The organism is Streptomyces sclerotialus (assembly GCF_040907265.1).
GTDB lineage: Bacteria > Actinomycetota > Actinomycetes > Streptomycetales > Streptomycetaceae > Streptomyces > Streptomyces sclerotialus.
This window is the reverse complement of sequence record NZ_JBFOHP010000002.1, coordinates 7,956,675-7,969,515: the sequence shown is the minus strand read 5'-3', so window position 1 is coordinate 7,969,515 and position 12,841 is coordinate 7,956,675. Positions and strand designations below refer to the sequence as shown.

At 72.8% G+C, this 12,841-nt stretch carries 8 protein-coding genes and 1 pseudogene; 6 read left to right on the top strand and 3 right to left on the bottom strand.

The genetic code is table 11. The features are described 5' to 3' along the window. Nucleotides 1-13: 13 nt before the first annotated feature. Nucleotides 14-731: pseudogene (locus AAC944_RS35085) on the bottom strand (TetR/AcrR family transcriptional regulator). 238 nt (nt 732-969) lie between these two features. Here AAC944_RS35085 and AAC944_RS35080 point away from each other — a divergent pair. Then, nucleotides 970-2,625 carry a CocE/NonD family hydrolase gene (locus AAC944_RS35080; RefSeq protein WP_037772099.1) on the top strand — a complete coding sequence of 552 codons (1,656 nt, stop codon included), beginning with the start codon at nt 970-972 and terminating at the stop codon, nt 2,623-2,625. Here the strand turns inward: AAC944_RS35080 and AAC944_RS35075 are convergent. Next, nucleotides 2,616-4,124 carry a UbiD family decarboxylase gene (locus tag AAC944_RS35075; RefSeq protein WP_030613756.1) on the bottom strand — a complete coding sequence of 503 codons (1,509 nt, stop codon included), beginning with the start codon at nt 4,122-4,124 and terminating at the stop codon, nt 2,616-2,618. The two genes, AAC944_RS35080 and AAC944_RS35075, sit on opposite strands and share 10 nt — an antisense overlap. A gap of 87 nt (nt 4,125-4,211) precedes the next feature. On the opposite strand from AAC944_RS35075, the gene AAC944_RS35070 reads away from it, so the two are divergent. Continuing rightward, complete coding sequence (locus AAC944_RS35070) at nt 4,212-5,111, top strand: helix-turn-helix domain-containing protein (protein ID WP_030613754.1); 900 nt, start codon at nt 4,212-4,214, stop codon at nt 5,109-5,111. 10 nt (nt 5,112-5,121) lie between these two features. On the opposite strand, the gene AAC944_RS35065 is transcribed toward AAC944_RS35070, so the two are convergent. Next, nucleotides 5,122-6,354 carry an ANTAR domain-containing protein gene (locus AAC944_RS35065; protein WP_030613751.1) on the bottom strand — a complete coding sequence of 411 codons (1,233 nt, stop codon included), beginning with the start codon at nt 6,352-6,354 and terminating at the stop codon, nt 5,122-5,124. A gap of 265 nt (nt 6,355-6,619) precedes the next feature. Here AAC944_RS35065 and AAC944_RS35060 point away from each other — a divergent pair, with 265 nt between their 5' ends. The 4 genes from AAC944_RS35060 (at nt 6,620) to AAC944_RS35045 (ending at nt 12,762) form a co-directional block, all read left to right on the top strand. Next, nucleotides 6,620-8,155 carry a purine-cytosine permease family protein gene (locus tag AAC944_RS35060; RefSeq protein ID WP_030613748.1) on the top strand — a complete coding sequence of 512 codons (1,536 nt, stop codon included), beginning with the start codon at nt 6,620-6,622 and terminating at the stop codon, nt 8,153-8,155. 67 nt (nt 8,156-8,222) lie between these two features. After that, nucleotides 8,223-8,957: a nitroreductase family protein gene (locus tag AAC944_RS35055; protein ID WP_030613745.1), complete on the top strand. Its 735-nt coding sequence runs from the start codon at nt 8,223-8,225 to the stop codon at nt 8,955-8,957. A 96-nt stretch (nt 8,958-9,053) separates the two neighbouring features. Then, nucleotides 9,054-11,258 (top strand): FUSC family protein, encoded by a 2,205-nt coding sequence (locus AAC944_RS35050; protein WP_030613743.1) that lies wholly within the window; start codon nt 9,054-9,056, stop codon nt 11,256-11,258. A gap of 7 nt (nt 11,259-11,265) precedes the next feature. Continuing rightward, nucleotides 11,266-12,762 carry a CoA transferase gene (locus tag AAC944_RS35045; RefSeq protein ID WP_030613740.1) on the top strand — a complete coding sequence of 499 codons (1,497 nt, stop codon included), beginning with the start codon at nt 11,266-11,268 and terminating at the stop codon, nt 12,760-12,762. Nucleotides 12,763-12,841: the final 79 nt, after the last annotated feature.

The following is a 12,841-nucleotide window of genomic DNA, read 5'->3' as shown; positions in this document are numbered from 1 at the left end:
CGGTTGCCGACGGTCATGTCGCCCCCGACGTCAGCCCGTTGATCATGCGGTCGAGGAGCCGGTCGAAGACGGCGTCCGGGGACGCATCCGGGGTCGGGGCGTCGTGCGGGGCCGCGAGGGCGCGGGCGAGGCGGGGGGTACTTGCCTCCGGCGGTGACGCTCCTGAGGTGACGGGTCTGCGCGTCGAGGAGTTCGCCGGCGGTGCGGCCCGCGTCCTCGACCGCCCGCTCCTGGGCGAGTTCGTAGGAGACATGGCTGGCCACGAAGCCGGTGAGCAGGCTGAAGGTCTCCAGGCCCGTCCGGGCCTCCGGGTCGACGGGGGCGAGCACGGCGAGCGCGTACTCGATCACCGCGAGGGAGTTGGGGCCGAGCGTCCGGCGTACCGGGAGCGCCGCGGGCAGCCAGGGGTGACGGTGCATGAGCGCGCGTTGTTCGTGGGCGAGTCGCCGCAGGTCGGCGCGCCAGTCGCCGGACGGCTCCGGTGGCAGGCGATGGTCGCCGCTCACGTGGTCGATCATCAGCTCCAGCAGTGTCTCCTTGTTGGGGACATAGCTGTAGAGGGACATCGTTCCGGCCCCGATCCGGGCCGCGACGGCGCGCATCGTGACGGCGGCGAGCCCCTCGGCGTCGGCGAGGGCGACGGCCTCCGCGGTGATCGCGGTGCGGCTGTGCGCCGGCGGCCGTCCGCGGCGCGGGCGTTCGGCCTGCGACCAGAGCAGCTCCGGATCCACACCGGTACTGCGACCGGATGAGCCTGTACGGACCACGGCAATCTCCCCTTCCTGCTGGCGGCCATCCAATCATCGTCGCGGCACGCTGCTCTCCGCTATTCTCGTACGTAGTACGGGAATAGAAGTGAACACCGGCTCCTGCCACGGGAAACGAGGCCACGTGACACCGACCACGACGTACCGCCGCCCCGCCGCCGCCAAGAGACCTCCGCTGTCCGCCCGTGCGCTGCGGCGCACCATGAAGGGCCTGCCTCCGAAGCTGTACGACGTCGCGTACGAGCCCGGGCTCACCGTCCCGGCGGCCGACGGCAGCCCGCTGCTGACCGACCATTACTTCCCGCTCGCCGACGGGGACTTCCCCACCCTCCTGGTCCGCTCGCCGTACGGGCGGGGCCTGCCCTGGGCACCGATGTACGGCGTGCTCTTCGCCGAACAGGGCTTCCACGTCGTCCTGCAGAGCTGCCGCGGCACCGGCGGCTCGGGCGGCGAGGCCGCACTGTGGCAGCACGAGGCGGCCGACGGCCTGGCCACCGTCGAGTGGCTGCGCCGGCAGCCGTGGTTCTCCGGCGTCCTGGGGACGACCGGCCCCAGCTTCCTCGGCTACGTCCAGTGGGCGCTGGCCCTCGATCCGCCGCCGGAGCTGCGCGCGATGGTGGTGCAGGTCGGGCAGCACGACATGCACGGCTTCTACTACCCGTCGGGCACGTTCGCCCTGGAGAGCGCCCTCGTCTCCGCCGTGGGCCGGGTCTACAACCACCGCGGCGTGCCGAGCTTCACCCGTGCCGTCCTGCGGCTGGGGCGCCGGATCGGGAAGGTCGGCCGGGCCCTGCCCCTCGGGCAGGCGTACGTACCCGGGCTGGGCTGCCGGGTGCCGTTCCTGGAGGCGGCGATGGAGCATCCCGAGGCGGCCGACGCGCACTGGGCAGGGGCGGACGCGGGTGTCGCCGCCGAGCGGCTGACCGTGCCGACCGGCCTGATCACCGGCTGGCACGACGTGTTCCTCGACCAGACACTGCAGCAGTACGACAGGCTGCGCCGTGCCGGCTGCGACACCGCGCTCCTCATCGGGCCCTGGACGCACACCTCCGCGTTGCAGCGGGGCTGGCCCGAGGTCTTCGCCGAAAGCCTCGGCTGGCTGCGGGCCCATCTGTGCGACGACCCGTCCGGCCTGCGGTCGGCGGAAGTGCGCGTCCACGAGGGCGGTGCGCGGCGGACATGGCACGACCTGCCCGTCTGGCCCCCGGCCGCGACGGGCCGCCGCTGGCACCTCGGCGGCGACGGCACACTGACCGGCCCCGCCCCCGCGACGAGCAGCGGCGCAGGCGCCGAGGGCGACGCGTCGGCGTTGGCGTCCTTCCGTTACGACCCGGACGACCCGACGCCCTCGGTCGGCGGGCAGCTGCTGTCCGCGAAGGCCGGCTGTCAGGACAACACCGCACTGGAGGCGAGGGACGACGTACTGACCTTCACCACCGCACCGCTCACCGAGCCGCTGCGCATCATGGGCCCGGTCGGCGCGGAGCTCCGGGTGAGTACGGACACCGGTCACACCGACGTCTTCGCCCGGCTCTGCGACGTCGACGAGCGGGGCCGCTCGGCCAACGTCTGCGACGGACTGCGCCGGCTGTCACCGACCGGGGCCGAACCGGCCGACCGCACGGGCCCGGTGACCGTCACCGTTCCGATGAGTTCCACCGCGTACCGCTTCGCCGTCGGGCACCGGATACGCCTGCAGGTCAGCGGGGGCGCGCACCCCCGCTTCGCCCGCAACACCGGAACCGGTGAACCCCTGCCGACAGCCACCCGGCTCGTGCCGTCGGAGGTCACGCTCCACCGCCCCTCGGCGCTGCTGCTTCCCGTCACCGAGGACGAGGTGAGCCCCGATCACCGATAGCCGTACGCCGCCCAGTTGTCGAGGACGTGCTGTTGCACGCTTGCGGGGAAGGAGGTGCGGAACGAGGCGGTGGTGCCGTGGTGGGTGCCGCGGAACTGTTCCGGCCGGAGACAGCTGATCACCGCTTTGCCGCCGCGGCCCGAGGCCGCCTCCTCAGGGGTGAGGTAGGGCACCATGGGGATGCCGGGGGTCTCGGGGAAGCAGTACTCGTTCTCGCCGGGGCGGTAGCGGGTGGCCAGCGCCCAGACGACCTGGTCGATGTCGGTGATGTCGATGTCGTCGGCGACCAGGATCACCTTGGGCACCAGCCAGCCCGCGTGCGAGCCGAACAGCACCTCGGCCACCTCCGCCACCAGTTCGCGTTCGCCGATGCGCAGCCGTCCCAGCCGTTCGATGTCGACGGAGAGCACGATCCAGCAGGTGGCGGCCTCGTACGAGCACCAGGCGAGGTCGATGGGCAGGCCGGCCGAGCGGAGTACGTCGAGGGCGGCGGCCGAGATCATCGTGCCCCAGACGGTGTGGTTCTCCTCAGGGGGCAGACCGGCCGCGCAGACGGGCAGGACCGGGTCGTCGCGGTAGGTGACCGCCTCGACGTGGAAGACCGGCTGCTGCTTGCTCCGGCCGAAGGAGTAGCCGTGGTACTCCCCCATCGGCCCCTCGGGCGCCGTCTCCTCCGGGTCGATCCAGCCCTCCAGGACGATCTCGGCGTTGGCCGGGACGTACAGGTCGTGGGTCTCGGCCTTGACCACCTCCACCGGGCTGCCGGTCAGCGCGCCGACGTAACCGTCCTCGCTGACCCGCGCCGGCAGCGGCATCCCGGCGGCGGCGAGCGCAGCGGGCGGCGCGCCGAGGACCATGGCCCACGGCGTGCGCCGGCCCTGCTTCCGCCACATGTCGTGGACCATTCCGATGTGCTGCTGCGGCATCGCCGGACCGACCAGGGTGGTGCGGTCGTGCAGCATCGTGCGGGCGACCGACCAGCTGGTCCACGTCCCGTCGGGGCTGCGTACGACGTGGAACCCGTAGGTGCCGAAGTACCGGCCGCCGTCCTCCTGGTGCAGCAGTGGAACGGGGAACTGCTCAAGGTCGACGGCGTCGCCGGTGCGGACGTTCTCCTTGCACGGGCCGTCCTGCACGACGACCGGCGGCAGCGGGTCAGCGTGCATCGCGCCGATCAGTTTCTCCAGGATGTCGCGCGGTGTGCTGTCGCGCTCCAGGCCGAAGTGTGCCGCGAGCCTGCCGTACGCGCCCCGGCCTGCGCCGTCGCCCCGGCCGTGCGCGCTCAGGCCCGCCGGCGCGCCGAGGATGCGGAAGCCGGGCGCGGCCCCGGTGAGGTTGGTGAACAAGGGGGCGGGGGCCTTCGTCTCGTAGACCCGCCGGGTCACCGCGCCCACTTCGAGCACCGGGTCGACGGGCTGGTCGATCGATACGGCGTCGCCTGCCGCCAGCAGGCCGTCGAGGAAGTCGCGGAAGTTCAGCGCCGGGCCGTGTTGTGTCATGAACGGGGCCTTTCCGGTGGGTGATCGGATGTGGCTCCGACGCTAGGTACGGAAAATGCACTGGTCGGCACGGACTGAGGACAGAACATGAGCAGAAGCGGACACCTTGCCATCACGGAAGTCCGGTTCCCGGCCACCCCGGGCGGCCCGCCGGGGGTGGAGGTACTCGGCTTCTCCGAACTCGTCACCGCTGCCCGCAGCCGCGGGCTGGACGAGTACGCGCCCCTCCGGCCGGTCTTCCACCAGCTGATCACCGTGAAGTCCGGTGTGCTCCTGTGTTCCGTGGACTTCACGGAGTGCGTGGTGGAGGAGGGCGGCTGGGTGTGGGTGCGGCCGGGGCAGGTCCTGCAGTTCCGTTCCGACCTCGGGGCGGCGGACGGCACGGTCGTCCTCTTCCAGCCCAGCTTCCTCAGTACGGCCACGGCGGACACCGCCCGCGTCGACCAGCGCCCCTGGCAGCTGCCGCTGGTGCCCACGGGCGTCGCGAGCGGTCCCGTGCGGCAGACCCTGGAGATGCTGGAGAGCGAGTACCGCCGGCTGACGGACCTGCCGCTGGAGGTCCACGTCGAGGTGGTCCGGCACCTGCTGTCGATCCTCGTCCTGCGCCTGTCGCACCTGCCCGGCCACCGGCCTGCCCCGACGGCGGCCGGTACCGCGTTCCGCGACTTCCAGCAGGCCGTGGAACGCGACTTCACCCGCAGCCACCATGTGGCGGACTACGCGGCCGGGCTGGGCTACAGCGTGCGTACCCTCACCCGCGCCACCCGCGCCGCCGTCGGGTGCGGCGCGAAGCGGTTCATCGACGACCGCATCGTGCTGGAGGCCAAACGGCTGCTGCTGCACACCGATCTGTCCGCCGCCGCGGTGGGCGAACGGCTCGGCTTCCCGGGCGCCACGGTGTTCACCCGGTTCTTCCGGCAGCGGGCGGGCGAGACACCGGCGGCCTTCCGCCTGCGCGCTGCCGGGACACGGCCGACGACCGGCTGACGGGCACCGCTCACGCGGCCGTCGCCAGCCGGTGGAGGTGTTCCAGGGCGTCGAGGACGACGGTGCGCTGGTGCCAGGCCAGCCACCGGCCGGCCTGGTCGCCGATGCGGTCCAGGGCGCGGGCCTGGGCCGGGCCCAGCAGCTGGTGGGGACGCTCGTGATGACTGGACACCATGCCGAGACAGACCCCCCGGGCGGTGGTCAGCGGTGTGCTGTGCGCAGAGCGGCTGCCGGCCTGCATGATCTTGTAACGCGCCTCGTCGGAGAAGACCGGATCGGTGGCGACATCGGTGACCGTGACCCGTGTGACGTTGCGTGCCGCCAGTGCGCAGGAGGTGCCTTCCCTGCCCACGACGTCGAAGTAGTCGACGAACTCCTCGTTCAGGCCGTGGTGCTTCTCGATGCGCAGCCCTCCGGCGTGGCGGTCGGCGAGCTGCACGTTGCCCATCGGCGTGTCCGAGATCGTCAGGGTCTGGTGCAGCACGGCCGAGATCACCGCACTGCGGTTGGCGGACTCGGAGTTCACCTGCGGCAGCGCCGTCAGCTTCGGCGGGCGGGTCTTGATGCGGTCGGGGAACCAGCGCGCCGAGCCGTGCTCGGGCCGGGGCGCTTCGAGCAGCGCGGAGGCCAGGGAGCGCAGCTTGACGTTGTGCTGCTGCGAGGCGGCCTGGAGCAGCCTGAACGCCGCCTGCCCGTCGCGCAGCCGGTAGCGCTCCTGCAGCACCCCCTGCGCCTGCGCGATCAGTGGATGCGTACGCACCTTGGCCTGGAGGTCCCGCACCGTTCTGCGCAGCCGGTCGACCTCCTGCTGGGAAGGCTCCGCCGGCTCCGGGGCCTGCAAGGGGTCGCCGACGCCGGGTACGTGCTCCGGGAGATCGGGCACGCAGGCGGTGATGAGGTCGCGCACGGCCGGCAGCACGATCAGGCCGGAGTCGGCGGCTTCGTCGGCGGCCAGGGCCAGGGCGGCCTGCTCGGACGGGGCCACCACCATGAGGCGGATGCCCCGGTGGCCCAGTTCCCCCGCACACGTGGCCAGGGCGCGGGCCGCGCCGAGGGACATCTGCCGTACCTCCGAGAGATCGACCGCGACCGCCTCCGGCCCGCCGCTGGTCTCCCGGATCGCAGTGAAGAGGGGGTGGTCGGCGGATTCCAGGACGCCGTCGGCGCCCAGCATCTGGAGCCACCCCACGGCGGCGGGCAGGCGCACCACACCGGACCAGATCTCCCGTGCTGCCTCGCTCATACCGCCTCCAGATGCGACCGCCCGTTTCCTGCACGGCCTGGGGGCCGCCGACCCCAGTGGAACATCTCTCGCCGGAAACGTCGCCACCGGGCCGGAACCGGCATCGGCGCCGACGCACTTGTCACCGCCCGGCGTCCGGCCGCAGACTGTGCCACCGGACGGCCGGCACACGCGTCGGACCAGCGAAAACCACACAGAACAGCAAGTCCTGGAAGAAGCGCGCCAAGCACAGCGACCGTACCGCAGCAAGAGAAAACGGAGCACCGTGACGACGTCGATCACCGAAATAGAGACCCACGGCGTCGAGCGGATACCGGACGAGGACCGGTCAGCGCGTCCGCTGGACCTCTTCCGGCTGGCCTTCGGCGGCGCCAACACCTTCGCCACCTGTGTCCTCGGCGCCTTCCCCGTCCTCTTCGGCCTGTCGTTCCTGCAAGGGCTCGCGGCGACCGTGCTCGGCCTGGTCGCCGGGGCCGCACTGCTCGCCCCCATGGCACTGTTCGGCCCGGCCAACGGGACGAACAACGCCGTCTCCTCCTCCGCCCACCTGGGGGTGCACGGCCGGATCGTGGGCTCCTTCCTCTCCCTCCTCACCGCCGTCGCGTTCTTCTCGATCTCGGTGTGGTCCTCCGGTGACGCGCTCGTCGGCGGTGCGCACCGGCTCGCCGGCATCCCCGAGTCGGGGGTGAGCCACGGCCTGGCGTACGCGCTCTTCGGCGGGCTCGTCCTGGTGGTGTGCCTCTACGGCTTCCGCTTCATGCTGCTGGTCAACAAGGTTGCGGTGGTGGCGGCCTCGGCGATGTTCGTGCTCGGTGCCCTCGCGTTCGCCGGGGACTTCGATCCCGGTTACGCGGGTTCCTTCGCCTCGACCGCCGATCCGCTGTTCTGGCCCTCGTTCATCGGCGCCGCACTGATCGTGCTGTCCAACCCGGTCTCCTTCGGCGCGTTCCTCGGCGACTGGTCGCGTTACCTCCCCGCCGGCGTGCCGCGCCGCCGGGTCATGGGCGCGGCGTTCCTCGCCCAGCTGGCGACGCTGCTGCCCTTCGTCTTCGGCCTGGCCACCGCCTCCGTCATCGCCGAGCGGGCCGCGCGGTACGTCGACCCGGCGGCCCCCAACTACGTGGGCGGTCTGCTGGCCGTCTCGCCCGGCTGGTACTTCCTGCCGGTCTGCCTGATCGCCCTGATCGGCGGCCTGTCCACCGGTACCACCGCGCTCTACGGGACGGGGCTGGACTTCTCCAGTGTCTTCCCGCGCTTCAGCCGCGTGCAGGCCACGCTGTTCATCGGGGTGCTGTCGATCGCGTTCATCTTCGCCGGGCGCTTCGCGCTGAACCTCACCCGGTCCATCTCCACGTTCTCGACGCTGATCATCACCTGCACGGCGCCCTGGATGGTCGTGATGCTCCTCGGCTACGTCACCCGCCGTGGCTGGTACGACGCGGACGCCATCCAGGTCTTCAACCGCCGTCAGCGGGGCGGCCGTTACTGGTTCACGCACGGCTGGAACTGGCGCGCCATGTCCGCGTGGCTGGTGTCGGCGACCGTGGGGCTGCTCTTCACCGATCTGCCCGGTCAGTTCGTCGGCCCGCTCGGCGGCCTCGCCGGCGGCGCCGACATCTCCCTGCCGGTGGGTCTGGTCCTCGCCGCGGTGGTCTACCTCACCCTGCTCGCCGTCTTCCCCGAGCCGCGTGCGGTGTACGGGCCGGCCGGACCCCGGTTCGTCCGCGCGTCGGCCGCCGAGGTGCCGCCGATCACCGGCGGTCCGAAGGCGCCCGCCGACGTGCCGGCAACTGCCCGCTGAGCGGCCGCCGTACGGGATCGCGGCCGGACCGTGCCGGCGTACGGCGCGGCCCCTACACTCGGCGCCCATGATCACAACCACGACCACAGCGCCCGCCACTCCGACCGCCGGTCAACCGGCGCTGTTCGACACGATGTCGACCATGCGCGCCATGCGCCGGCTCAAGCCCGATCCCGTGCCCGACGAGCTGCTGGACCAGCTGATACAGGCGGCCGTCTGGGGCCCCAGCGGCGGCAACATGCAGCGTTACGAGTACGTCGTCGTGACCGATCCCGCCGTCATGGCACGGCTGGCACCACTGTGGAAGCGCTGTGTCGACGCCTATCTGGCCACCACGGGCAAGCACGCGCCCGAGGGGATGCCGGAGGCGGCGTACGGGCGGATGGTCGCCGCGATCGAGTACCAGCGCGACCACTTCGCCGAGACACCCGCGCTGATCATCCCCTGCTACCGCATGCCGGAGCTGCAGTCGGACGAGGCCGGGGTGCGGGCCTACGTGGCGGCGCTGGGCACGACCGCGGCGGCGGAGCTGGCGCAGACACAGGAGCGCTTCACGGCGCTCGCGGAGGGCTCATGCGTCTACCCGGGGATGCAGAACCTGCTGCTCGCCGCGCGCGGCCTGGGCCTGGCCGCCAACGTCACCATCTGGCACCTGATGCTGGAGGCGGAGTGGAAGCAGGCGCTGGGCATCCCCGAGGAGATGCGGACCTTCGCCGCGATCCCCGTGGGGTGGCCGAGGGGCAATTTCGGTCCGGTGCGGCGGCGCCCCGTCCCGGAGGTCGTCCACCGCAACGGCTGGTGAGGTGATCAGGCGCAGCTGCGAGCCGTCATGAGGGTGGCCCGGTTCACCCTCCGGCGGCTCGCACACCCTCCACTATTAGGTGTAGTATGCATCTATATGAGTGAGGTCAAGGCATGGTGCTCCGCCCTCCAGCACAGCTTCCGAGCGGCGCTGAAGGTGGAACGCGTACTTTCGGATCCCTGGGCGATCGGCCGGGCCGTGCTCGCGGTCGTCGCGGCATCGGTCATCGGATGGCTGCTGGACGACCCGCTGGCCTGGGCCATGATGACCGTCGGGACGTTCATCTGCGGCATCGGCACGCTGCTGGCCCCGATCCGGCACCGGGCGGTGAACGCGCTCGCCCTCGGCGCCGGGTTCACCCTCGCCACGCTGATCGGGGTGTACCTCCACCCGATGGGCTGGTGGTTCCTGATCGTGCTCGCCGTCGCGGCCTACGTCGCCGGCCTGTGGCGCGCCCTGGGCGTGGCCCCCGGCATCCGCGCCTGCCTGGTCACGATCGGCCTCATGATCACCGCGGACCTCTCCCCCGGCATCCCGGCCGGGCTGACGATGGTCCAGTGGATCGCGGCCGGCGCCGGCCTGGTGGTCCTCGTCCAGCTGCTGCCGCCGTACGGCCGGCGGCACCCGGCGCAGCGCAAGGCCGTGGCGGCCGTCTACCGGACCCTGGCGGACAGCGCCCGGGCCGGCGAGCCAGCGCCGTACCGCTCGTCGGCGCCCTTCACGGCGGCCCGCGCGGCCCTGGACCTGCTCCCCTCCTTCGCCCGCCCCGCCGCAGCGCCGCTCTACGGCCTCCTCGCCGAGGCGGAGGGCATCCGGCGCGCACTGCTGCTCATGCCGCGTGCGGGGCGCAAGGACAGCCTGCCGCGCGCGGCGATCGCCGACGCGCTCGACGCGGTCGCCCGTACGGTGCAGACCGCCCGGCGGCAGGACGCCGACGCGGAGGCCACGCGGCTGCCGGCCTCCTGGAGCGGCCCCGAGGCCGAGGCGCTGCGCGCCCGCCTCCGGGAGGCGGCGCGGCTGGCCGACCACTGGCTGGAGGCCCGCGGGCCCGAGGGTCTCGACCAGGTCCTGGACGCCTTTCCCGCCGAGAACGCGGTGCGTTCCGGGTGGCGCCGGCTGCGGGCCGAGCTGCGGCCCGGTGCCCCGCTGTTCCTGCACGCCATCCGGATCGCGGTCGGCACGGCCGCCGGTGAGGCGGCGGGCCGCGCGTTCGGCGACTTCTGGGGGCACGCCCTGCCCGACCACGGCTTCTGGGCGGCGCTCACCACGATGCTGGTGCTCTTCCCCGACTACGGGCACACCTTCGCCCGCGGCTGGGCCCGGCCGATCGGCTCGATCCTCGGCGGGCTCGCCGCATGGGTGGTACTGCTGCCCGGCGGCTGGAACGCCGGCTGGATCGTGGTGGTGGCGACGGTCCTCGCGGCGTGCGTCTTCCTCACCCTGCGGGTCGGCCAGCTCGTACTGAACTTCTTCATCACGGCGTGGATCGTCTTCCTGATCACCCGCCTCGGCTCGGCCGCCCACCTGGTCGAGTGGGGCCGCCCCGCCGACACCGTCGTGGGCGCGCTGCTTGGTCTGGTGGTCTTCCTGGCGATCCCGACGTACCACCACCACCGCACGCACGACCTGCTCGCCGACTGGCTGCGGGTGCAGCGGCGGCTGCTGCCGGCGCTGGTGACCGGGTACGCCGAGGCCGGCGCCGTGGACCCGGCGGAGATCGACGTGCTGCGCCGGCAGGCCCGGCAGGCCCGGGAACGGCTGGACGGGGCGATCACCAGCCTCGGCCACGAGCCGCGCAGCCACCGCTCCCGGTGGACCGCCGCCGAGCTGACCGGGATCCAGCGGTCGGTCTACGAGATCACCCAGTGCGCTTCGGTGCTCTACGACCGGCAGCCCGCCCGCACCGCCGACGCGGTACCGGAAACCGCCGAGTTCGCCGCCGTCCTCGACCACCATCTGGCCGGGCTGGCCGCGGTGGTCGCCGCGAAGGGCCGCCCGCACGAGGGTGAGCTGCGCGCCGCCTTCGACGCGACGGCCACCCGCAGCGGCCTCGCCGACCTGGTCGACCACGCCGCACCGGACGGGGTCGCGCACGCCCGCGGCCGGGCCCTCACGCTGTGCCTGCGTACCGTGACCGCCGTCGAGGAGCTCGTCTCCCGGCTGGCCGCGGACGGGGAGTCCGGCCGGGCGGCCGCTCCCCCGGCCGCCGGGCACGAAGGGCAGGCCCGCCTCCAGGGCGGCCGATTCCGGCCGATCTCACAGATGCAATCTGCCACTACAGCACGCGGCACAAGGAGCTGACCGACCGATGACCACCGGGCACGCACAGGAGCTCACCCAGCGGATCCAGGCCGCCGTCGCCGCACCGGCGACCGACGACGCCTTCGACGTCGAGGCCGCCTTCGCCGAGGTGCTGGCAGGCATCGGCATGAGCCCGGAGGACACCGGGGGCAAGGTCACCTTCCTCGGCGCCGACCCGGTCGTACCGAGCACCCTGCGGCTGGGCGGGGCCGCCGCCCTCGCGCTCGCGGCCAAGTCCGCCGCGATCGCCAAGCTGTGGCGGCTGCGCGGCGGTGCCGGGCAGGACATCGCCGTCGACCTGCGCAGCGCCCCGCACCGGCTGTGCCCGTTCTACGACCGCCGCTGGGAGCTGCTGAACGGCTATCCGCCGGCCTCCACCTCCAATGTGAACCAGGCGCTCGGCTTCTCCTTCTACCCCACCGCCGACGGGCGCTGGGTGATGCCGCTGAACCCCTACCCCGGCATCAAGACGGCCGCCCAGAAGCTGCTCGGCACCCCGGACGACCCGGACGCCGTGGCCGCGGCCATCGCCAAGTGGAACGCCGCCGACCTGGAGCAGGCCGCCGTCGAAGCCGGAGTCGTGCTGCCGGTGCTGCGCTCCCCGCTGGAGATGCTCGACGAGCCGCAGTACCGCGATCACCTCGCACACCTGCCGCTGGTCCAGATCGAGAAGATCGGCGACAGCCCGGCCGAGCCCCTGCCGGCGGGCGCCGAACAGCCCCTGTCGGGCATCCGGGCGCTGGGCATGGGGCATGTGATCGCCGGTGCGGGCGCGGGCCGCGCGCTGGCCCTGCACGGCGCCGACGTACTGAACATCTGGCGCCCGGGCGAGCACGAGCACGACGCGACGTACGCCACGGCGAACGTCGGCGTCCGCTCCGCCACCCTCGACCCGCGCTCCCCCGACGGCTCGGCGCGGCTGCGCGAACTGCTGGGCGGGGCCGACGTGTTCTACGCCAACCGCCGCCCCGGCTACCTGGAGAGCATCGGGCTGGGCCCGGAGCAGGCCGCGGCCGTCCGGCCCGGCATCGTGCACGCGACGGCCACCCTCAACGGGCCCACCGGGCCCTGGGCGGACCGGGTCGGCTTCGACCAGACGGCGGGCAGCCTGGTCGGCATGATGAACCTGGAGGGCGACGGCGAGCGGCCGGGCCTGCCGCCGATCCTGGTGGTCAACGACTACATCGTCTCCTGGCTGATGGCCGCCGGGGTCAGCGAGGCGCTGGCCCGCCGGGCACGCGAGGGCGGCAGCTACCGGGTGCACGTCTCGCTGACCCGCGCCGCGCTGTGGATCCTCAGCCTCGGCGTCTTCGACAAGGCGTACGCGACCGAGGTCGCCGGCACCGGCGAGCGCCATGCCTACCTCGACCCCGAGACGTTCACGGACGAGACCCCGCTCGGTACCTATCAGGGCGTCACCGATCAGGTCCGGATGTCCGGCACGCCGGGCCGCTACCCGTTCACCCTGGTGGCCCGGGGCTCGTGCCCTCCCGAGTGGGCCTGAGGCCCTTGGCGAGAACCGGTCCCAGCCGGAACGCACCGGGCTTCGCTCGCCTCCCAGTCGGTGAGCGGGGACCGGGCCG